This is a genomic window from Streptomyces sp. NPDC030814 (genome assembly GCF_055572155.1).
In genome coordinates this window covers 65399-85617 of the sequence record NZ_JBVIDX010000022.1, presented here as the reverse complement: position 1 = coordinate 85617, position 20219 = coordinate 65399, and the positions used below count along the sequence as shown (strand labels likewise).

Annotated in this window: 21 protein-coding genes; 8 read left to right on the top strand and 13 right to left on the bottom strand. The window is 72.5% G+C overall.

Going from position 1 to position 20219, the window contains the following annotated elements; all coding sequences use genetic code 11:
* Nucleotides 1-79 precede the first annotated feature (79 nt).
* Together ACZ43N_RS33135 and ACZ43N_RS33130 are read left to right on the top strand one after the other, a co-directional pair.
* A complete protein-coding gene (locus tag ACZ43N_RS33135) occupies nt 80-703 on the top strand; it encodes a GTP-binding protein (protein ID WP_468102793.1) in 624 nt (207 codons plus the stop codon).
* Nucleotides 704-752: 49 nt separating this feature from the next.
* A complete protein-coding gene (locus ACZ43N_RS33130) occupies nt 753-1991 on the top strand; it encodes a styrene monooxygenase/indole monooxygenase family protein (protein ID WP_468102741.1) in 1239 nt (412 codons plus the stop codon).
* Nucleotides 1992-2201: 210 nt separating this feature from the next.
* Here the strand turns inward: ACZ43N_RS33130 and ACZ43N_RS33125 are convergent, their stop codons facing one another.
* From ACZ43N_RS33125 to ACZ43N_RS33115, 3 genes are all read right to left on the bottom strand, one after another.
* A complete protein-coding gene (locus tag ACZ43N_RS33125) occupies nt 2202-3416 on the bottom strand; it encodes a C40 family peptidase (protein WP_468102740.1) in 1215 nt (404 codons plus the stop codon).
* Nucleotides 3417-3518: 102 nt separating this feature from the next.
* Nucleotides 3519-3824, bottom strand: a complete 306-nt coding sequence (locus ACZ43N_RS33120; protein WP_468102739.1) for a hypothetical protein — start codon at nt 3822-3824, stop codon at nt 3519-3521.
* Nucleotides 3825-3868: 44 nt separating this feature from the next.
* Complete coding sequence (locus ACZ43N_RS33115; RefSeq protein ID WP_468102738.1) at nt 3869-4594, bottom strand: TetR/AcrR family transcriptional regulator; 726 nt, start codon at nt 4592-4594, stop codon at nt 3869-3871.
* A 173-nt stretch (nt 4595-4767) separates the two neighbouring features.
* Here ACZ43N_RS33115 and ACZ43N_RS33110 point away from each other — a divergent pair, with 173 nt between their 5' ends.
* A complete protein-coding gene (locus tag ACZ43N_RS33110; protein ID WP_468102737.1) occupies nt 4768-5097 on the top strand; it encodes a nucleotide disphospho-sugar-binding domain-containing protein in 330 nt (109 codons plus the stop codon).
* A gap of 69 nt (nt 5098-5166) precedes the next feature.
* On the opposite strand, the gene ACZ43N_RS33105 is transcribed toward ACZ43N_RS33110, so the two are convergent.
* The gene (locus tag ACZ43N_RS33105; RefSeq protein WP_468102736.1) at nt 5167-5829 is read right to left on the bottom strand and encodes a response regulator; all 663 of its coding nucleotides are present in this window, start codon (nt 5827-5829) and stop codon (nt 5167-5169) included.
* Entirely contained in the window at nt 5826-7022 is a 1197-nt protein-coding gene (locus ACZ43N_RS33100; protein WP_468102735.1) for a sensor histidine kinase, read from the bottom strand. The genes ACZ43N_RS33105 and ACZ43N_RS33100 overlap by 4 nt, the downstream gene beginning before the upstream one ends.
* Nucleotides 7023-7200: 178 nt before the next feature.
* Here ACZ43N_RS33100 and ACZ43N_RS33095 point away from each other — a divergent pair, with 178 nt between their 5' ends.
* Genes ACZ43N_RS33095 through ACZ43N_RS33085 form a run of 3 tightly spaced genes read left to right on the top strand, consistent with a single transcriptional unit; the run spans nt 7201 to nt 9497 of the window.
* Nucleotides 7201-7716, top strand: coding sequence for a YceI family protein (locus tag ACZ43N_RS33095; protein WP_468102734.1), 516 nt, complete (start codon nt 7201-7203; stop codon nt 7714-7716).
* A 36-nt stretch (nt 7717-7752) separates the two neighbouring features.
* Nucleotides 7753-8694: an ABC transporter ATP-binding protein gene (locus tag ACZ43N_RS33090; RefSeq protein WP_468102733.1), complete on the top strand. Its 942-nt coding sequence runs from the start codon at nt 7753-7755 to the stop codon at nt 8692-8694.
* Nucleotides 8691-9497: an ABC transporter permease gene (locus ACZ43N_RS33085; protein ID WP_468102732.1), complete on the top strand. Its 807-nt coding sequence runs from the start codon at nt 8691-8693 to the stop codon at nt 9495-9497. The genes ACZ43N_RS33090 and ACZ43N_RS33085 overlap by 4 nt, the downstream gene beginning before the upstream one ends.
* A gap of 747 nt (nt 9498-10244) precedes the next feature.
* On the opposite strand, the gene ACZ43N_RS33080 is transcribed toward ACZ43N_RS33085, so the two are convergent.
* Nucleotides 10245-11183, bottom strand: coding sequence for an AurF N-oxygenase family protein (locus ACZ43N_RS33080; protein WP_468102731.1), 939 nt, complete (start codon nt 11181-11183; stop codon nt 10245-10247).
* Between the two features lie 264 nt (nt 11184-11447).
* Between ACZ43N_RS33080 and ACZ43N_RS33075 the strand changes: the two genes are divergently transcribed.
* Nucleotides 11448-12197 carry a hypothetical protein gene (locus tag ACZ43N_RS33075; RefSeq protein ID WP_468102730.1) on the top strand — a complete coding sequence of 250 codons (750 nt, stop codon included), beginning with the start codon at nt 11448-11450 and terminating at the stop codon, nt 12195-12197.
* Nucleotides 12198-12261: 64 nt separating this feature from the next.
* On the opposite strand, the gene ACZ43N_RS33070 is transcribed toward ACZ43N_RS33075, so the two are convergent.
* From ACZ43N_RS33070 to ACZ43N_RS33040, 7 genes are all read right to left on the bottom strand, one after another.
* Entirely contained in the window at nt 12262-12771 is a 510-nt protein-coding gene (locus ACZ43N_RS33070; protein ID WP_468102729.1) for a DUF3291 domain-containing protein, read from the bottom strand.
* Nucleotides 12772-12851: 80 nt separating this feature from the next.
* Nucleotides 12852-14315, bottom strand: coding sequence for a penicillin-binding transpeptidase domain-containing protein (locus ACZ43N_RS33065; protein WP_468102728.1), 1464 nt, complete (start codon nt 14313-14315; stop codon nt 12852-12854).
* Nucleotides 14312-15697 (bottom strand): FtsW/RodA/SpoVE family cell cycle protein, encoded by a 1386-nt coding sequence (locus ACZ43N_RS33060; RefSeq protein WP_468102727.1) that lies wholly within the window; start codon nt 15695-15697, stop codon nt 14312-14314. The genes ACZ43N_RS33065 and ACZ43N_RS33060 overlap by 4 nt, the downstream gene beginning before the upstream one ends.
* Before the next feature lie 48 nt (nt 15698-15745).
* A complete protein-coding gene (locus tag ACZ43N_RS33055; RefSeq protein WP_468102726.1) occupies nt 15746-16102 on the bottom strand; it encodes an SH3 domain-containing protein in 357 nt (118 codons plus the stop codon).
* Between the two features lie 44 nt (nt 16103-16146).
* Nucleotides 16147-17394, bottom strand: coding sequence for an ATP-binding protein (locus ACZ43N_RS33050; RefSeq protein WP_468102792.1), 1248 nt, complete (start codon nt 17392-17394; stop codon nt 16147-16149).
* A 122-nt stretch (nt 17395-17516) separates the two neighbouring features.
* Nucleotides 17517-18281, bottom strand: coding sequence for a hypothetical protein (locus tag ACZ43N_RS33045; protein WP_468102725.1), 765 nt, complete (start codon nt 18279-18281; stop codon nt 17517-17519).
* 64 nt (nt 18282-18345) lie between these two features.
* On the bottom strand, nt 18346-18867 hold the full coding sequence (locus tag ACZ43N_RS33040; protein WP_468102724.1) for a protein-tyrosine phosphatase family protein: 522 nt from the start codon (nt 18865-18867) through the stop codon (nt 18346-18348).
* Between the two features lie 104 nt (nt 18868-18971).
* Here ACZ43N_RS33040 and ACZ43N_RS33035 point away from each other — a divergent pair, with 104 nt between their 5' ends.
* On the top strand, nt 18972-19775 hold the full coding sequence (locus ACZ43N_RS33035; RefSeq protein WP_468102723.1) for a nuclease-related domain-containing protein: 804 nt from the start codon (nt 18972-18974) through the stop codon (nt 19773-19775).
* Nucleotides 19776-20219 lie beyond the last annotated feature (444 nt).

Here is a 20219-nt window from a genome sequence, read left to right as displayed (position 1 = left end):
CGGCGTCACCCCGGGCGTCACCGTCGACGCCCCCCGGCCCGGCGGCTTCGCCCGGGCCGCCTCCCGCGGCCTCGACCGCTTGGCCGGGGCGCCCGCGCCCCGGTACGAGCCGGAGCCCGAGGAGGACCTGAAACCCTGGCAGGCCGACCTGACCCGCGCCCCCATCGCCACCAAGATCGTGGTGGCGGGCGGCTTCGGCGTCGGCAAGACCACCCTCGTCGGCGCGGTCTCCGAGATCACCCCGCTGCGCACCGAGGCCCTGATGACCGAGGCCAGCGCCGCGACGGACGACCTCTCCGCGACCCCGGAGAAGATCACCACCACCGTGGCCATGGACTACGGCCGCATCACCCTCGACGACGACCTGGTCCTCTACCTGTTCGGCACACCCGGCCAGGAGCGGTTCTGGTTCATGTGGGACGACCTGGTGCGCGGCGCGATCGGGGCCATCGTCCTCGCCGACACCCGCCGCCTCACCGACTGCTTCCCCGCGCTCGACTACTTCGAGAGCTGCGGCCTGCCGTACATCGTCGCCGTCAACGAGTTCGACGACAGCGACCGCTACGAGCCGGAGGACGTACGGGACGCGCTGACCGTGCCCGCCCATGTACCTGTCATGATCATGGACGCGCGGGACCGGGCCTCGGTGCTGGAGACCCTGCTCGCGCTCTGCGGGCACGCGATATCCGTCAGCCCCGAGTAGCCCCGGCGGGGCGCGGGGCACCCAGCGGCGTAGGAGGAGACCAGTCCGGATGCGGAAGATACTCGTCGTCGGAGCCGGCCAGTCCGGGCTCCAGCTCGCCCTCGGCCTCCAGTCGCACGGGTACGAGGTCACGCTGATGTCCAACCGTACGGCGGACGAGATCCGGCACGGGCGGGTCACGTCGACGCAGTGCATGTTCCCCACCGCGTTGCAGCACGAGCGGGACCTCGGGCTGAACTTCTGGGAGTCCCAGGCGCCCAGGATGGTGGGCCTCGGCGTCTCCGTCTCCGGCCCCGGGGCCGAGCGCCTCGTCGACTGGGTCGGGCGGCTCGACGGGTACGCCCAGTCCGTCGACCAGCGGGTCAAGATGGCCGGTTGGCTGGACACCTTCGCCCAGCGGGGCGGCCAACTGGTCATCCACGGCGCGGCCGTCTCCGACCTCGACTACTTCGCCCGCGTCTACGACCTGGTCCTGGTCGCCGCGGGCAAGGGCGAGCTGGTCTCCATGTTCGCCCGCGACCCCGCCCGGTCGCCGTTCACCCGGCCGCAGCGCTCCCTCGCGGCGGCGTACGTCCACGGTCTGGACCCGCGCCCCGAGCACCCCGACTACGAGGCGGCGCGCTGCAATCTGGTCCCCGGCGTCGGCGAGCTCTTCGTCACCTCGACGCTGACCACGTCCGGCCGGGCGGACCTGCTCTTCTGGGAGGGCGTGCCCGGCGGTCCCGCCGATGTCTTCGAGGGCGTCAACGACCCGGCCGAGCACCTCGCCCTGACCCTGGACCTCATGGAGCGGTACGTACCGTGGGAGCACGCGCGGACCCGCCGGGTCGAACTCACCGACGCGGGCGGAGTGCTGGCCGGCCGCTACACCCCCGTCGTACGGCAGCCGGTCGCCCGCCTGCCCGGCGGCGGGCTCGCCTTCGGCGTGGCCGACGTGGTCGTGACCAACGATCCGCTGACCGGTCAGGGCGCCAACACGGCGTCCAAGTGCGCAGCAACGTATCTGCGGGCGATCCTGGACCACGGCGACGCGGAGTTCGACGAGGCGTGGATGCGGCGGACGTTCGAACGGTTCTGGGCGGAGACCGCGGGTCCGGCGACGAAGTGGACGAACGCGATGCTCGGCGAGCCGCCGGAGCATGTGCTGACTCTGATCGGAGCGGCAGGCGCGCTGCCCCGGGTGGCCGACCGCTTCGCGGCCGGTTTCGACGACCCGGCGGACTTCGAGAACTACTTCTTCGAGGCGGAGAAGACCGAGGCGTACCTGTCGGAGGTCGCGGGGGGCTAAGGGGTGTCCCGTCATCCCCGGCGGGCGCACGACGCCGGCTACGGCACCTCGCCGCGCCGACGCCGTGCGCTGATCCACCGCGGATCACGGGACAGCCCTCAGTGCTGTGACCGGAAAGGTGTGCCGGGCGTCGCGAGCCGGTGAACCTTTCCGGTCACAGCACCGGACCCAGTCCCCCTCCCCCCGACACCGCGACCGCAGCCCTCCTCACTACGTGTCGTAGCCCTTGTCCGAGCCCTTCGTCGCCGTCTTCGGAAGCTTCGGGAGGTCGAAGCGTTTCAGGGGTTTGGCCCTGGGGTCGGGGCGTACGGCGCCGAGGAGCGGGTTGGCGGCGATGGGGGAGACCTTGATGGTGGTGCCGGGGCGGGGGGCCTGGACGACCAGGCCCTTGCCCAGGTAGAGGGCGACATGGGTGGCCCTCGGGAAGTACACGACCAGGTCACCGGGGCGCAGCTTGGTGAGGGGGACGCGGGGGAGGCGGGCCCACTGGGCCTGGCTGGTGCGGGGGATGCGCCGGCCGGCGTGGGACCAGGCACGGGAGGTCAGCCCCGAGCAGTCGTACGCCTTCGGGCCCGCGGCGCCCCACTTGTAGGGCTTGCCGATCTGGGCGACCGCGTAGCGCAGCGCCTTCGCACCGGTACGGGTGGGCGGCCGTACGGCACTGAGTGCACCGGAGGCGACGAGCCTCCGTTGGGCTGCGGCCGCCGCGCCCCTCTCCAGCCTCTTGATGCCGGCGAGCTGCTCGGTGGTGAGGGAGGCGAGGAGCCGCTCGACCTCGCCGAGGCGGTTCCGTACCGCGTCGCGTTCCGTCCGGCGGCGCTCGGTGAGGGTGAGCTGGCGGTCGAGGGCGGCGCGGGCCCGGCGGGCGAGCGCGTCCGTCGTCTGCTCGCTGCCGACCATCCGTTCCACGGTCCGGGCACGTTCCTGGGCGACCTGGCCGATCACATGGCCCTGCTCCAGCGCCCGGTGCGGGTCGCGGGCGAGAAGCAGCCGGACGTACGGGGACAGGTCGGTGCTGCTGTTCTGGTACTGCTGGCGGGCCAGGCGCCCCGCGGCGCTCCGGCTGTGGTGCAGGGAGAGCCGGGCGGCGGCGAGGCGCCGGTCGAGACGCGCGACCCGCGCCCGCTGCTTCACGAGTTCCTCCTCGGTTGCGCGGTGGGCCTCCTTGGCCTCCTCGGCCTCGCGGTACAGCCGCCGGAGGTCGGTGAGAAGCTCGGCCACCGAGCGTCCGCCGGGGGCGGCGGTGTCGCCGTCGGCGGTGGTCCCGGCGGTGTCGACGTCGGCCGTCACGGCCCCGGCCGTGTCGTCGGGGGGCGGCGGCAGCGGTGCCGCCGCGGCCGGGACGGTGGCCGCCGAGAGGAGTGCGCCGGCCGCGACCGCCGTGGCCGTCGCCGTACGGACCAGACGCAGGGCCTTTCCTGACACGTCATCACCTCCGGTGCGCGGATGGGCCGTCCATCTCGCACCGGCAGGATGGGAGGAGCGGGGGACCAGCGCGCGCCGGGTGGGCCGTCCGGCCCGCGGAGGTCACTCGTCGGGGGACGGCGGCTTCGCGGGCGGCGTGGCGGATTGCCGTTCCGGGCGGGACCACGGCCACTTCGGGCGCCGGGCGGGATCCGCGTCCGGGTCGTACTCGTACTTCCACAACTGGTGCATGAACCCGCCCCGGCCGGCGTCGACCCTGCGGTACACGAGCACCGTGTCGGGGCCGCCCGCGGAATCGGGGACGGGGACCCGGTACGTCTTCGGCGGGTGCCCGGTGATGCCGAGCAGCACCGGCAGGACGCGGCCGTCCAGGGGGCCGCCGACGAATGGAGTGTCCTGTGTCTTCACCGGACCAGTGTCACAGCAGGTGGGCTGTCACAGCAGGTGGGCCGTCACAGCAGGTGGGCGGCGTCGCCGACCACGGGCAGCACGCGACGGGCCAGGCCGCCGACGGCCCCGTCCGCGGCCTCCACCGCGAGGGCGCCCCGGACGGCGGCCGCGGTCTGCGGGTCGCGGCCGGCGGTGACGGTGACACAGGCGACGAACTGCTCCACGAGCCAGTCGCGCAGTTCGGCCACGTCCGGCCGCTTGCCCTCGTCGAGCCAGATGAGGGAGGCGGCCTCCACGGCGGTGATCCACATCCGGACCGTCATCCGCAGACGGAGATCCGGCTCCGTGACCCCAAGATGCCGCAGGATGTGTTCGGCGGCGGCCCGGCGCACGCCGTCCACGATGGCCGTCGCCCGTGAGGTCTCCACGACGCTGCCGCCCTGGAGCAGGGCGCTGAAACCGGTGTCGTGCTCGTCTACGAAGGTCAGATACCGGTCGAGGGCGCGGGACAGCCGGGCGGTGAGCGGCCCCTCGGCGGGTTCGTCGAAGCACTGCTCCAGTTCGTCGGCGGCCGAGCGGAGAGCCGCCTCGTAGAGCTGTTGCTTGCCGCCGGGGAAGTAGCGGTAGACGAGGGGGCGGGAGACACCGGCCGCCTCCGCGACGTCGTCGAGGGAGACGTCCTCCGGGGCTTTGTGCGCGAAGAGTTCCAGGGCCGCGTCGAGGAGCTGGCTGCGCCGCTCCTCGACGCTCAGGCGGCGGTACGCGCGGGTGGGGGCCTCGGACGTCATACGGGCAGCGTAGTCGCGCGGCGGGGGTGGGCGCCCTGTGGCTCGGGTGCGGGTTCGGCTGCCGGGACTCACGAAGAGCGAGCTGCCCTGGCGGAGCTCGACGCCGAGGTCGTCGACGCATCGCTGCCCGCGCAGGTCGCGGAGCGCGGGCCGATGCCGGACACATGCGTGCCGTGGAGTCGGTTCCAGACGTCCGCCTGCCGAGCTGCCGCCTGCTGATCCACCACGGCGGCCGCGGCTCCCACGCGAACGCACCGGTGTACGGGGTCCCGCGGCTCAGCGTCACCACGCCGGTGGCCGACCGTCTCAACCGCGGGGGCAGGCCTGGAGGAGCAGGGAGCGCGGTGGCGCTGCTGCCCACGACAGGGCCGTGCCCGGTGTACGAACGGGTGTCACGGATCCTGCCCGACTCCGTCTTCCAGGACACGGCCACCCGGCGGCGCGACGAGGCGAACTCCCGCCGCGCCGTCGGCCGAGAAGGTTCCCGACGGAGCAGCTGGTGAAGGACCGGCGCACCGCGCCGTTGGCGCGCCTGACGGCGGCCGGCGGGCCGGAAGTGGCGACACCTGGCCCTACGACGAGCCGATGATGCCCGCGTCGTGGGCCAGGAGGCCGGCCTGGGTGCGGTTGACGCAGCCCAGTTTGTCCAGCATCCGCGACACATGGCCCTTGATCGTGGCCTCGGAGAGGAAGAGCCGGGCCGCGATCTGCGCGTTGGACAGGCCCTCGCCGAGGCCGGCCAGGACCTGGGCCTCCCGTTCGGTCAGCGAGGCGACCAGCTCGCGTGCGCGGTCACGGGCCGAAAGGCTGTCCGTCGACGCGGCGATGAGCCGGCGGGCAGCGGACGGCGACAGGACGGTGTGCCCCTGGGCAGCCGTCCGCACGAGCCCGATCAGCTCCTCCGGCGGGGTCGACTTGACCAGGAAGCCGGTGGCGCCGGCCCGCAGGGCACGCAGCACGTACTGGTCGGCGTCGAAGGTCGTCAGCACCACGATGTTCGGCGGCTGGGCAAGCTGCTCATTGATGCGTTCGATCGCGGTCAGCCCGTCCATGCGCGGCATGCGCAGGTCCATCAGCACGACATCCGGGCGGCTGCGCCGGACGGCCTCGATGCCGGCCGCGCCGTCGTGGGCCACGTCCACGACCTCCAGGTCCTGGGCCGAGTCGAGAATGGTGCGCAGGAAGACGCACACCATGGGCTCGTCATCCACCACCACTACTCGGGCCACGCTCACACCACCGATTCCGCGGTCGGGACGTACGCGGGCAGCGTCGCCTCGACGCTGAACCCGCCGTCGGAACAGGGCCCGGCACGCAGGGTGCCGTGCACGAGCTCGATGCGCCGGCGCAGATGCGCGATACCCATGCCGGAGCCGGTGCCCGCGAGGGCGCTGCTCGCTCTGCCGGTCGGGGCACTGTTGCGGACCGTGATCCGCACCTGGGCCTCGCCGTACTCCACCCGCACGGTCACGCGGGCGCCTGGCGCGTGCTTGCGGGCGTTGGTCAGCGCCTCTCGCAGGACGCGGTAGGCGGTGCGCCCGACCACCGGTGAGGCAAGGGCCGGGTCGCCGTCCTCGAGCAGATCGGTCGGTGTGCCCACCGCCGTCGACTCGGCGACCAGGTCGGCGAAGCCCGCCACCGAGGGCGTCCGGTCAACCTCGGGCGTGGTGCGCAGGATGCCGACCAGGTCCCGGAGTTCCTCCAGGGCCTGGCAGCCCGCGGCGCGCAGTTCCTCCGCCGCCTGCCGGGTCCCCTCGTCCTGCGCCGTCACCCGCAGGGCTCCGGCCTGCAGCACCATCAGGCTCACCCGGTGTGTGACGACGTCGTGCATCTCCCCGGCGAGCCGCGCGCGTTCTTCGGCACGGGCCTGTTCGGCGAGCAGGTGGCGCTCCCGCTCGGCTCGCTCGGCCCGTTCGACGAGGGCGAAGACCATGCGTCGGCGGGCGTCGAAGTAGAGCGCGAGCAGCGGGCCGACCGCGGTGCGCAGCAGCCCGATCGTCATGACGGTGACCGACGGCTCCCAGGGCCGCATGACGAGGAGGGTGAAGGCGGCGAGCATGAGGAATGCCGTGCGGCGGTTCTGTTGGAAGAAGAACGGGCCGTAGGCGGCCACCAGGGTCGCGTAGGGGGCCCAAACGTTGGTGTCGTTCGCGGGCGTCAGCACGCCGACCGGTGAGATCAGCAGCGTCACGGCGACGGTGAACGCGCCGAGCACGCCGACGACGGCGAGCGGGGCCACGCGGCGGAAGGCCAGCGAGGCGCAGGCGAGCGCCTGCAGGCCCAGCATGACCCAGGCGAGGGTGTCCGGGTGGTGCGGCCACCAGCTGGCGCCGATCACCGTGGTGCCGGTGTCGAGCAGCGCGAAGCCGGCCGCGATCGCCACGTCCACGGCCACCCAGTGCCGGCGGTGCCACGGTCCGTCGGTCATGACGCTTACCGTAGGCCATGCGGGCCACCACCCCGGCCGCGTCGTGACAACCCCGTACCTCCGCCTCGTGCGGACCCTACGAAAGTCGCATGCGGCCCGCGACGACCAGCCGTTCGTCGCTCCGGGAACCGACTGCTCGCCCTGCCGCGCGGAGCGCCGGCCGCCGTGGAATGAGGGCATGGATGCGACAGGCAACCCCACCACGACATCTCCCCGGCTCGGTCGCTACACGATCGACACGAAGAACTCGTCCATCTCGTTCAAGAGCAGACACCTCTTCGGCCTCATGCCCGTGCACGGCACGTTCGCGATCCGGGGCGGCACGGTCGACGTGGCCGAGCCGCTGTCGGAGTCGTGTCTGCGCGTGGAGATCGACGCAGCGAGTTTCAGCACCGGCAACGACCAGCGGGACGGCAACGTACGGTCGGCGAAGTTCCTGGACACCGACCGGAACCCGCTGATCGCGTTCGTCTCCGAGCGGGTGGACGCCACGTCCGTCTCCGGCACGCTCACCGCGTGCGGGGTCTCCCGGCCCGCGAGCCTGTCCATCGTGCACGCGCGGGTGACGGCCAACGCGTTCACCGTCCGTGCCGCCGCCCGCGTCGACCGTACCGAGTTCGGTGTGATCGCGGCCCGCGGGATGGCCGGGCGCCATCTCGACCTGACGTTGGAGGTCACGTGCGTCCACGTGTGACGCCGCCGCACGCGCACCGGACGGCGGGTGACCGCCATGTCTAGCGCGGTCGTCGTCGAAGACCTGCACAAGACCTATGGTGCGGTGCGGGCCGTGGCCGGGGTGAGCTTCACCGTCGAGCACGGGGAGATCTTCGCGCTGCTCGGTCGCAACGGCGCCGGCAAGACCACCACCATGGAGATCCTCGAAGGGTTCCGCACCCGGGACGGCGGTCACGTCGACGTCCTCGGCCTCGACCCGGGCGACCGGTCCACGGCGCGCACCCTGCGCGAGAGGCTCGGGCTCGTGCTGCAGGACATCGCGGTCGAGCCCTACCTCACTGTCCGCGAGACCATCGCCCGCAACGCGGGCTACTACCCGGCGCCGCGCGACGTCGACGAGGTGATCGGCCTGGTCGACCTCGCCGGGCAGGAGAAGAAGAAGGTCCGCACGCTCTCCGGCGGCCAGAAGCGGCGCCTGGACCTGGCGCTGGGGATGATCGGGAACCCGAGCCTGCTGTTCCTCGACGAGCCGACCACCGGATTCGATCCGAACGCGCGCCGCGGCGCCTGGCAGCTCGTGCGGAACCTGCGCGACGCGGGCGCCACCATCCTGCTCACCACGCACTACATGGAGGAGGCGCAGGAGTTGGCCGACCGGGTGGCCGTGATCTCCGCCGGACGGATCGTCGCCGAGGGCACCCCCACCACCCTCGGGGGGCGTGACATCGCGCGAGCCCGGATCCGCTTCGCACTGCCGCCCGGCAGCACGGTCGCCGACCTGCCGGTGGTCGCCGAGGCGGACGAGGACGGCCTGGTCACCGTGGAGTCCGCGGAGCCGACCGGCACCCTGCACCGGCTCACCGACTGGGCGCTCAGGCGCGGCACCGTGCTCGCCGGGCTGACGGTCGGCCGGCCGAGCCTGGAGGACGTCTATCTGCGCCTGACCGCCCAGGACCGGAGCGCGCCCGAACGCACGCCGGAAAGGAGCGCGTCATGAGCACTGCCGTTCCCCGCGCCCCGGGCCGGCAGGTCCGGCGCCGCGGACTCGCCCTGCTGTGGCACCAGATCCGCTACGAGCAGCTGACGTTCTGGCGCAATCCGCAGAGCGCGTTCTTCACGTTCGCGTTCCCGGTCGTCGTCATCGCGATCTTCGGCGGTCTGTTCGGAGGCATGGGCAAGAGCGATTTCTACTACGGCCGGTCCGCGCTCCAGTACTACGTGTCGACGATCGCCGCGGTGTCCGTCCTGGGCTCCTGTTACAGCCAGTTGGCGATCGTGCTGGCGGCACGGCGCCAGAACGGGATCCTGAAACGGGTTCGGGCGACGCCCCTGCCCGCTTCCGCGTACTTCGTGGGGCTGCTGGCGCACTGCATCGTCGTGAGCGTCGCCGACGTCCTGCTCATCACCGTGGTCGGCCGGCTCCACGGCGTCTCGCTGCCCGCCTCCTCGCAGCTGCCCGCGCTGGTGTTGACGCTCGTGTTCGGCGCCGCAGCCTTCTGCGCCCTCGGGGTCGCGGTGGCGTCGCTGATCCGCAACGCGGAGGCCGCGCCGTCGGTCGTGCAGTTCGTCCTCTTCCCGCTGGTGTTCATTTCGGGCACGTACATGCCCATCCACTCCGGTCTGTTGAACAGCGTCGCTGCCGCACTGCCGGTGAAGCCGTTCAACGACGCCCTGCTCCGTGCGTTCACCACGGACCGCACCGGCCTCCCCTGGCGGGACCTCGTGGTCCTGCTCCTGTGGGGCGCGGTCGGTGCGGTGGTGGCAGTGCGGCGGTTCCGCTGGGATCCACGCGCGGAGTGAACCGGTCTTCCAGGAAGACTCCCCGGTTGATCCGGCCCAGGACCGGCCGTGCCTTGCGGCCCTGTCTGATCCAGCCTTGGTGCTGGGGAAAACCGGTGCTGTGGTGTGGGGTGGCCCGCCAGGACGAGGGTCATAAGCGGCGAGACGCCCCTGGAGCGGCGGAAGGACGTGGGAAAGTCGGGGCGTCCGCTTGCCCCGTTCACGGGGGCGGGCCGTTCGGCGGGGAGCGCGGCGTCCGTGGTTCTGAGTCTGGCCAGAGCCGGCTGGGACGTGGCCCTCACGCAATGGACTCCGCAGGACGCGCGCATGCGGTGGAGCCTGGAGCCCGGTGGGCCCGAAGAGTTGCGGAAGCAGGTGGCGTCCCTCGGGGCGAGAACGCATGCCGTCGAGACGGACCTGAGCGACCCGGCTGTGCCGGCTCAGCTCTTCGACAGCGTCGAGCGTGAACCGGGGACGTCACCGCGCTGGTGCTCTGCCATTGCGAGTCGGTCGACTCAGGTCTGTTGGACACCACCGTGGGGAGCTTTGACCTGCATGTCGCGGTCAATGCGCGGGCAACGTGGCTGCTGATCCGGGAGTGCGGGCTGCGGTTCCGTGGGCGGCATTTTTCGAGGGGCATCCGGGACTGCCGCCGGCGGTTCCCGCAGCCGAGGCAGACCGGTTCACCGAGCGAGGTGCCCTTCGTGCACCGGGGATCTCGCAGTCCGACATGCCCGGCACGCGCGGGCCACTGGGCGCCCTGCCCCCCTACCCCAGCAGCCCCGAGGACCGCCACATCCGCCGCCCCACTCCCCGGAGAACACCGATGTCGTCCAGGAAGTCGGTCAGACGGCGCGAGCCGGTCTGCATGATGTCGCGACGGTGCCCGCTCGCCCGCACCTGCGCGAGCGCCTCGCGCTGGTCGAGGCCGACATTGGTGTAGACGGCGGGGTTGATGAAGGCGACGGAGAAGACCCGGGCGAACTCACCGGAGGTGATCCGGGTGAAGCTGCGGGACAGCCGGGGCGCCGTCACCATCTGGCGGCGCAGCTCCTCGCGGGCGTACCGCACGTGCCGGGCCTCCTCGACCACGTGGATCCGGGTCACACCGCGGATGAGGGGCTGGACGCGCTCGTCCGGGAACGTCAGCCGCTGCATCCAGTCGAGGATCTCCTCGCCGAGGAGGGTCGCCGTGAAGGAACCGGGGGTCGTGGAGATCGTCTTGAAGAGACGGCCCAGATTCTGGTGCAGACGGCTCACCGGGTAGTACGGGGTGTCCCCCTTGGTGATCAGGCGGGCGAACATCTTCGAGTGCCGGCACTCGTCCTCGATCTCGGTCAGCCCGTAACGCACATGCGCGCTGGTCGCCGCCTTGTCGTAGATGTGCCGCACGAGCAGCTGCATGAGGATGATCTCGAACCAGATGCCGAGCGAGGCCAGCGCCGCCGCCTCGTGCTGGGACAGGGCGATCCGCTGCTCCTCCGGCATGCGCTTCCACATCGGCGTCCCGTAGAGCGACACCAGCTCCGGCGGCCAGAACCACTTCCCCGGCTCGAAGGGCGCGTCCCAGTCCAGCTCCTTGTCCGGGTCGAAGGAGTGCTTCGCGGAGGAGGCGAGCAGTCGCTCGGCCACCTGCTCCCGGTCCTTGAGCAGGCCGAGGGCGTCACGGAGCACCTCCGCCTCGGACACCGAGGTCACCGTCGTCATGGCTGTTCCCACCTCGTCGTACGGGGATTTTCGGTCAGTTACCGGCGGTCACCGCTTATGAGACTACTTGTCAGCAAGGCCGTCAATCCCTTGCGTGCGACTTGTTGACGACGCGTCTACCGGTGCGGTGCGTGAAGCGCGGGCGAACCGGCCGGGCGCGTGCGGCGACGGCGGGGCGAACGCGGCCGGAACTATCGGTGAAGAAGCGCTCGGCGCAGGGGCTCGGGGCTCCTGCGCGGGCCGGCGGCTGGGTAGCGTGCCGGGATGTCCACGCCTCCGCCGCACCCGCAGTCGCACGACCGGTACGCCGCGGCGCCCGCCGCGGTCCCGGGAGCCCCGGACGGCTCGCCCCACCAGGGGGACTGGCCCCCGCCGACGCGCGGGAGCCGGACCGGGCTCGTCCTCGGGATCGTGGGAGGGGCCGTTTTCCTGCTGGTCGCGGGTGTAGCCGCGTTCGTGCTCCTCCGGGGCGACTCCGACGCCGCCTATCCGGCGGCCGAGTACCGGCTAACGCTGCCTGCGAAGCTGCTCGACGGCGAGTACGAGCTGAAGAGGGACTACTCCGACGCGTCCGACGGCGCCTTCGCCCGGGACGCCGAGCGCACCCTGGGTGCCCGGGACGTCGAGGCGGCCACCGCCACGTACACGCCGGTGAACCGGGGCGGCCAGCTGTCGATCACCGGTCTGTACGGCCGGTTCAAGGACCCCGACGGGGCGCGCGACGCGATGCTGGGGCGGGCGAACGGGCTCGACGGGACCGAGGTGGTGGTACCGCCGCGGGACTTCCGTCCCGCGGGGTCCGATGTCACCGTGACCTGCCAGCTTCTCGCCCGGAAGGATCTGGGGACGCGGACGGTCTATCCGCAGTGCGGTTGGAACGACGGCAACACCGGCGTCACGGTCCTGGTGGTCGACCCCGCGCTGATCGGCGAGGACCCGGACAAGGTGGACCTGGCGGAGAGCGCCGGGCTGACCCTCCGGGTCCGGGCCGACCTGCGCCGGCCGATCCGCTGACGGCCGCATCCGGCCCCCTCCGGCAGCAAGGCGTCGGCATCCGCCGCGCCCGGCCGCGGCGTCGTCAGCCTACGGCGACCCCCGGCGCCGCGTCGGTGGCCGGCCCTCCGGTCGGTTCGGCCGGCCCTGCCGGGAACGTCGTCCGCAGGGTGAAGGCGTACGGCGTCGGGCCGTGTGCCCTGAGGTGCAGGAGCCGTTCCTCCGCCTCCGCGACGGAGGGGCGGTGGCCGGCCGGCACCCACCACAGCGCGGTGACCGCCTCCGCCAGCCGCTCGAACCACTCCCTGCGGCGGGACAGCATCTCCCGGTGCTGCCCCTGGTACATGAACGTCGTCAGGGCGTCGATGTCCTGCCACATGGTCAGGTTGATGATCAGCCACTCGTCCCCGAGGACCGGGACGTCCGTGGCGTTGCCCGATTCGCTCTGCAGACGCCAGACGAAGCCGGGGGCGGCGTCCGCGGCCGCGTTCACGGGGTCCAGCGCGTCGACGAAGTCCTTCAGCCGGGGGGAATCGAGCGGGGCTTTGAGACGGGCGATGTTCACCTGGGCCAGTTCGTACGCGACGGCAGTCATGGACCGAACGATAGGTCGGGCGTCTCAGGGGCGACACCGGTTATCTCAATGGGTGGACGCTCTCCAGGGGCCTGCCGTGCTCAACCGGCTCCTCTCAGCACCGCCGTCATCACCTCCCTGGCGATCGGGGCCGCGTCCCCGCCCCCGCTGATCTCACCCCGTACCGCGTCCGCGTCCTCGACCACCACCGCCACGGCCACCTCGGGCTCCGGCGCGTCATGGGACTGGGCCCAGCCGATGAACCAGGCGTACGGGGTGCCGGAGTTGCCGATGCCGTGCTGCGCGGTGCCGGTCTTGCCGCCGACCGCGGCGCCCCGGACGGTGGCGTTGGTACCGGTGCCGTCCGAGACGACGCCGAGCATCAGTTCGCGGAGCTGTCCGGCGGTCGTCGGGGTCATGGCCTGACGGGGGATCCGCGTACCGGCGGTGGAGACGGTGCGGCCGTCGGCCGTGGTGGTGCGCTCCACCAGGTACGGCGGTCTGACGGTCCCTCCGTTGGCGACGGCCGCCGTGACCATCGCCATGTGCAGAGGTGTGGCACGGGTGTCGAACTGGCCGATGGAGGAGAGCGCGAGCTGGGCCCGGTCCATGTGGGTGTCGAAGCTGCTCGGCGCCACGGAGAAGGGGATGCGCAGCCCGGAGTCGTTGAAGCCGAAGGCCCGTGCCGTGTCCCTCATGGTGCCGAGGCCGACGTCCACGCCCAGTTTCGCGAACACCGTGTTGCACGACCACTCGAAGGCGTAGCGCAGTGAGGCGTCCTCGCAGCCCTCGACCTCGTTCGTGAGGGAGGTCGTGGTGCCCGGCAGGGTGTACGGGGCGGGGGAGCGGGTGGGGGCGTCGAGGTCCTGGACCACCCCGGCGTCCAGCGCCGCGGCGGCCGTCACGACCTTGAAGGTCGACCCCGGCGGATACGTCTGCCGCACCGCCCGGTTGAGCAGGGGCTTTCCCTCGTCCGCGTTGAGCCGCGCCCAGGCCCGCGCCACCGACGGGCCGTTCCCCGACAGCAGCCCGGGGTCGTACGAAGGCCGGGAGACGAGAGCCAGGACGCGCCCGGTGGCCGGTTCGAGGGCCACGACCGCGCCCCGGCGGGCGCCCAGCCCCAGATAGGCCGCCCGTTGCGCCCCCGCGTCGACGGTGGTGACGACCTCGCCGCCGGCGTTCTGGTCACGGGTGATGTCGTTCCACAGGGGCAGGAAGGACAGCATCGGGTCGCTGCCGTCGAGGAGGGGGTTCTCGGCGTGCTCCAGCAGTGTCGTCCCGTACACCTGCGAGGCGAAGCCCGTGACCGGCGCGTACAACGGGCCCTCCCGGTACGTCCGTTCGTAGCGGAGCTGCTCTCCGGTGTCCCTGGAGCCGGTGACGGGCCGGCCGCCCACCAGGATGTTCCCGCGCGGCTGGCCCCAACGGGCGATCTCGTGGCGGCGGTTGGCGGGATGGTCGTCGTACGCACGGGACTGGAAGACCTGGACGCGGGTGGCGTTGACGAGGAGGGCGACGAGCAGCAGGGCGCACAGCGCGGCGGCACGGCGGATGTACTTGGTCACGTGTCCCTCTCCTCCTGGCCGTCGTACTGCCGGCGGGCCGAGTCGCTCAGCCGCATCAGCAGGGCCACGATGATCCAGTTGGTGACGACCGAGGAGCCGCCCTGGGCCAGGAAGGGCAGCGCCATGCCGGTCAGCGGGATCAGCCCGGTCACACCGCCCGCGATCACGAACACCTGGAGGGCGATGATCGAGGCCAGACCGATGGCGAGCAGCCGGCCGAAGGGGTCGCGCAGGGCGAGACCGGCACGGTAGCCCCGCTCCACCAGCAGGGCGTAGAGCAGGAAGACCGCCGAGAGTCCGACCAGGCCCAGCTCCTCGCCCGCCGTGGCCAGGATGAAGTCCGACTTGGCGGCGAAGCCGATCAGGATCGAGTCGCCGAGGCCGAGCCCGGTGCCGAGCAGCCCCCCGGCGGCGAACGCGAAGAGCGACTGCGCGAGTTGGTTGGCGCCCCGCCCCGCCTCGATGGACGCGAACGGGTCCAGCCAGTCCTCGACCCGGCCGTGGACATGCGGTTCCAGCCAGCCGACGGCGACCGCGCCCACCCCCGCGAGCAGCAGTCCCACCGCGATCCAGCCGGTACGGCCGGTGGCGATGTACAGCAGGATGACGAACAGGCCGAAGAACAGCAGAGAGGTGCCCAGGTCCCGTTCCAGGACCAGCACCCCGACGCTCAGCAGCCAGATGGTGACGATCGGTCCGAGCACCCGCCCGGTGGGGAGCTGGAGGCGCTTGAACCGCCAGATCTGGCGCCCGGCGTACGCCAGCGCGTGGCGGTTGGCCGCGAGATAGCTGGCGAAGAACAGGGCCAGCAGCACCTTCGCGAACTCGCCCGGCTGGAGGGAGAATCCGGCGATCCGCACCCAGATCCGGGCCCCGTTGACGGGTGGGAAGAGGATCGGCAGCGCCAGCAGCACCAGCGCGCCCACCACCGAGACGTACGCGTACCGCTGGAGCAGCCGGTGGTCCCTCAGGAGGACCACGACCACGATGAACAACCCGATGCCCAGTGCCGACCAGTTCAGCTGGGCGGGTGCCGCACGGTCGGCCGGGGTCTCCAGGTCCAGCCGGTGGATCAGCACCAGCCCCAGCCCGTTCAGCAGCACCGCGATGGGCAGCAGCAGCGGATCGGCGTACGGCGCCCGCAGCCGCACCGCCAGATGGGCCAGCAGCGCGAGCACGCCGAGCCCGGCGCCGTAGTCGGCGGCGCCGGGCGGGAGCGTGCCGTTCTTCGCCAGGCCGACGGCGCAGTAGCCGTACACGGAGAGCAGGACGGCCACGACGACGAGGCTGAACTCGACGCCTCTGCGCCGGGGGAGGCGAACGGCGGGCGGGGACGGGTCCGCGGGATCCGCGGCCAGGGTCGTTCCGGCCTTGGTGGTCATGACCGGAACCTACCCAAATGGAATGTCTTGTGCGCCTTGTCGCTCAGCTCAGCACCAGCGTGGCGTCTTCCAGGTTTCGATGTAGCGGGCCGAACCCCAGGCCCAGGTGCCGTCGGTGAGCAGGTACCAGAGACGGTTGCCGTCGATGGTCTGTCCCTGGGTCTTGCAGAAGATCTTGACGATCTCGCCGTACGGCGCGACACGGATGACCGCGCCACCGCGGTTCGGCGCGCTGCGCAGGATCAGTCCGGTACGGGCCGTGACCTTCCCCTTGACGGTGTTGTGGGAGGCGCCGGTGTGGCCCCGGACCTCGCCGGCCGCGGCGGGAGTGGTGGCCGCGAGCGCCATGAGCGCGCCACCGGCGGCGGCTATGCCGAACCGCATGAACAGAATCCGCAGGGACATGTGATGCTCCTCCAGAAAGGGGGCGAAGCTGACTAATCGCCACGTTAGGAGGAGGGAGAACGGGGCGCCTTTCGTATTGGGCCATCGGGGAAGGGCCGGCTCCCGGACGCGAGATCAGTCCCCGGTCCGGGCAGTCGCAACGCGGCCGTCGCGCCCCCGTCGGAGGCGTTGGAGAACTCCAGCCGCGCCCCCAGCACCTCCGCCTGCCCCACGGCGATTGTCAGCCCCAGCCCATGCCCCTTGGCGGAGCCCTCCGTACGGAACCGCTGCGGCCCGTCGGTGACGAGATACTCCGGAAACCCGCCCCCGTGGTCCCGCACGGTCACCACCGGCCCGTTCACGGTGAGCACCACAGGAGGCGCCCCGTGCCGGTGCGCGTTGGCCACCAGATTCCCCAACACCCGCTCCAGCCGCCGCCGATCGGTCTCGACGCAGGTGTCCTCGACGACCCGCACCTCCGTGCCGGAACCGGCGTGCGAGGCCACCCGGCCCGCCAGCACGCCCAAGCGGACCTCCTCCAGGTCCAGCCGCTCGCTTCCCGTCTCCAGGCGGGAGATCTCCAGCAGGTCCTCGGTCAGCGTCCGCAACGCGGCGACCCGGTCCCGCACCAGCTCCGTGGGACGCCCCGGCGGCAGCAGTTCGGCCGCCGCGTGCAGCCCGGTCAGGGGTGTCCGCAGCTCGTGCGCCACGTCCGCCGTGAACCGCTGCTCGCTGAGCAGCTTCCGCTGGAGCGTCGATGCCATCGTGTCGAGCGCCGCGGCGACCGCTGCCACCTCGTCCCGGTGGCGCGTCGGATCCGTCGTACGGGGGTCACCGACCCGGGCGTCCAGGTCGCCCGCGCTGATCCGCCGCGCCACCTGGGAGGTCGTGCGCAGCCGCCGGGTGACCCGGGTGATGCCGAGCGCGCCCAGTGTCAGCGTCACCCCGATCGCCAGCGCCGACGAGCCCAGGATGGCCCGGTCGAGCCCCTCGATCGTGGCCGCGCTCTGCGCGTAGTCGAGGCGTACGGCGAGTGCGCGGCCGTCGGCGGGAGTGGCCGCCCACATCGTGGGGGAGCCGTCGACGACGCCGATCATCGTGCCGCGCCGCCCGCTCGCCGCCAGCGCGCGCAGCGCCTTCGGCAGCCCCGGCGGATCGACCCCGGCGTCCGGCGGGAGCCGGTTCCCGGCCTCGTACGCCCGGGTCGCGGTCTCCAGCCGGTCCAGAGCCCGCGAGCGGGCGTCGTCGACCGTCTGGTGGGTGACCGAGACATGCACGAGGACACCGAGCAGTGCGGCCAGACCGCAGCACATGACGGTGATGAAGGCCAGCGCCTTCCAGGTGAGCGAGGCGGCCCGGCGGCGCAGCCCCGGACGCTTCCCTCCAGCACGTATCAGGGGCTTTCCGGCGCGTATGACGGACTCTCCGGCGCGTATCACGGACTCTCCGACGACCGGGCGGACGGCGAGGGCGACGACCCGGAAGGCGAACGCGACGGAGCGGGCCCCCCGGACGCCCCCGACGGCCCCCCGACCCGCAGGATCTCGTCCCGCGTGAGCAGCATCGCCCGCTGCTCCCCGTCCCAGTTCCACTGTGTGCGGTACTCGTAGCCGACGATCGCCGCGGGCGTGCGGATGATCACGGTGCGGCCCGCCAGCTCTACCGCGATCACCGCGTCGTCGTTGGCGAGCACCTGCACCAGCCGGCCCTTGCGGAAGGTGTACATCCGTACGGCCGTCTGGTTGCCCGGCAGCAGCCGGAAACCCAGCACCATGTCGTCGTGCCCGTCGCCGGTGAGGTCCCGGTGGTACGCCTCCAGGACGGGGCACTCGCCGCGGTCGCCGCCCGTGTCGCAGTCGGCCATGCGCCGGGCCGTCCCGCGGTACGGGGCCGCGGAGCCCGTGTACACGTCGGGGTGCGCGGCGATCTCGGCGCGCACGACCGCCACCGGGTCCACCTTCCGGATGTCGTCGCCGGGGGCCGTCACCCCCTTGACCACCTCGGTCTCGGCCTCGCCGAAGTCGTAGGCGGGGGAGGAGGCGGGCGGCTGCCCGGGCCACAGCCGGGTCGGGCCGTTCGCGGTGGGCGTCGCGCCCGCGCTCACCAGGCCCCCGGAGTCACCGCAGCCCGTCAGCGGCACGACGACGGCCGCGGCGAACACGGCGCCGACGGCCGCGCGCGCGGAGCGGCTGTGGAACACGGGACTCCTGGATACGGAAGGGCGGCTTTCGGTCCCGTACACCTTATGCGTGGCCCGTTCCGCCCTACTCGGCGAGTTCCTCCAGCTCCTCCAGGAAGCGGACGGTGGGCAGCCCGGTGTGCAGATACTCCACGAACAGCTCGTTGTGCAGCGCCCACGGCGAGCGGCGGGTGCGGATCAGCCGGATCGCCTCCTCCGCGGAGTGCCCGTCGCGGATCAGCGCGTGGGCGACGACCAGACCGGACCGGTTGTAGCCGTGGAAGCAGCGGACGAGGACCTTCCGGCCGTCCTCCAGCGCGTCGCACGCGGCCTGCCCCAGCCGCATCACGCCCGCCAGTTGCGTACCGTCGAGCGGTCCGTCCGGGATCGGCCACACATGGTGTTCGACGCCGTCGGCCGGCCCGTACCCGGGCAGCCGCAGCAGGGACAGCACGAGATCGAACTCATCGCCCACAACGGCGAATTCGACTTCTCCGGTGCCGGTCCGCCCCGCGAACTCGTGCCCGCCCATCCACAGGCCGGGCACGATCTCGCTCCATGGTTCGAGCGGAGCCGGAACGTCGGGTTGCTTTCTGCGCGGCGGCAACGGCGGCCTCCCCAAGCCCCTGACGACGGGTCGTCCCCTCAAAGGTATCCGGCTTCTTGCCGATGGAGCACCCCGCCTGTTCCCATGGTCGGGGGTGATGGTGCATGAAAGGACTGCGCGTCATACCGACCTGGCGGCACGGACAGGAACGCCTGTACGTGTGCCGCACCGACGGGAGCAACGTCGCCTGGTACGACCGTGACACGGGCCGGGTGAACCTGCTGAGCGAGGAGTCGAGAGCGGACGTGCTCGCCGCCCTCCGCCCCTTCGTCACCGGCCCGGTCACGGTGGGCCCGCCGCCCGTGCCGACCGCCGCCGAGCTGGCCCGGCTGAGTCTGCACCCCGACGACGACCTCGCCCCCAACCGTCCCGGCGAGGCCCTGCTGATCGACCTCGACCGCGACCCCGGACCGCCGCACCGGTTCCGCCCCGACCCGCGCCGCCGGGCCCTCGCGGCCGAACAGACGGTCGGGGCGGCGCTGGACGCGCTGGAGGGCGCGGGCTGGCGCACCCTGCACTCCGTTCCGCTGCCCGGCGGTGCCCGCATCCACCACCTGGTGATCGGCCCCGGCGGCCTGTTCTGCGTCCGCTCCCTCTACGCCCGCAGACAGCGCGTCACGGTCGCCGACCCGCTCGTCGCCCTCGGCCGCCACGAGCCCCGCCCCCTGCTGCGCGGGCTCCGCGCCGACGCAGGCCGGGCCTCCTACGCCCTCACCGCCGAGGTACGCCCCGTCCTCGCCCTCGTCGAACCCGCCGACCTCCGCGTGAGCCCGCCCCCGAGGGAGGCCCGCGTCCTGACGGACAGCGACCTCCCCGACCTCGCCCGCACCGGCGGCATGCTCAAACCGGCCGACATCGAGGCCCTGCACGCGACGGCCAGGGACCGGGGCACCTGGACGAGCTTGTGAGCACCCGGAACGGCGGACGCGGACGGAGTCGGGGCCCGGCGGGTCCGCGACCGTGACGTGGAGGGACCCGGCGGCTGCGCGAGCGGCTGCAAGCGGTGCCGGAGCCGGCGCGCGGCGGCCCGGCCGGCTCGCTCGGCGAGGCGGGTGCAGCGTTCGGTGAGGTGGGCGCAGTGATCCCGGGCCGGCCGGTCGGGGGGCGTCGGGAGCGGGGTGGCGTACGCGGTGTTGATGTCGTAGCCGGCGGCTGAGTCGAATCCCGTGCGGGGTTCGCGGCCGTGACATGGAGGGACCGGGCGGCTGCGCGGGCGGTGCAAGAGGTGCCGGAGGCGACGCGCGGCGGCCTCCTCGCCGAGGCGGGTGCAGCGTTCGGTGAGGTGGGCGCAGTGATCCCGGGCCGGCCGGTCGGGGGGCGTCGGGAGCGGGGTGGCGTACGCGGTGTTGATG

Coding starts and splice junctions, on each gene's coding strand:
- ACZ43N_RS33130 (WP_468102741.1), top strand. CDS start 753: ATGCGGAAGATACTCGTCGTCGGAGCCGGCCAGTCCGGGCTCCAGCTC.
- ACZ43N_RS33115 (WP_468102738.1), bottom strand. CDS start 4,594: ATGACGTCCGAGGCCCCCACCCGCGCGTACCGCCGCCTGAGCGTCGAG.
- ACZ43N_RS33100 (WP_468102735.1), bottom strand. CDS start 7,022: ATGACCGACGGACCGTGGCACCGCCGGCACTGGGTGGCCGTGGACGTG.
- ACZ43N_RS33095 (WP_468102734.1), top strand. CDS start 7,201: ATGGATGCGACAGGCAACCCCACCACGACATCTCCCCGGCTCGGTCGC.
- ACZ43N_RS33090 (WP_468102733.1), top strand. CDS start 7,753: ATGTCTAGCGCGGTCGTCGTCGAAGACCTGCACAAGACCTATGGTGCG.
- ACZ43N_RS33085 (WP_468102732.1), top strand. CDS start 8,691: ATGAGCACTGCCGTTCCCCGCGCCCCGGGCCGGCAGGTCCGGCGCCGC.
- ACZ43N_RS33080 (WP_468102731.1), bottom strand. CDS start 11,183: ATGACGACGGTGACCTCGGTGTCCGAGGCGGAGGTGCTCCGTGACGCC.
- ACZ43N_RS33075 (WP_468102730.1), top strand. CDS start 11,448: ATGTCCACGCCTCCGCCGCACCCGCAGTCGCACGACCGGTACGCCGCG.
- ACZ43N_RS33070 (WP_468102729.1), bottom strand. CDS start 12,771: ATGACTGCCGTCGCGTACGAACTGGCCCAGGTGAACATCGCCCGTCTC.
- ACZ43N_RS33060 (WP_468102727.1), bottom strand. CDS start 15,697: ATGACCACCAAGGCCGGAACGACCCTGGCCGCGGATCCCGCGGACCCG.
- ACZ43N_RS33055 (WP_468102726.1), bottom strand. CDS start 16,102: ATGTCCCTGCGGATTCTGTTCATGCGGTTCGGCATAGCCGCCGCCGGT.
- ACZ43N_RS33050 (WP_468102792.1), bottom strand. CDS start 17,394: ATGTGCTGCGGTCTGGCCGCACTGCTCGGTGTCCTCGTGCATGTCTCG.
- ACZ43N_RS33035 (WP_468102723.1), top strand. CDS start 18,972: ATGAAAGGACTGCGCGTCATACCGACCTGGCGGCACGGACAGGAACGC.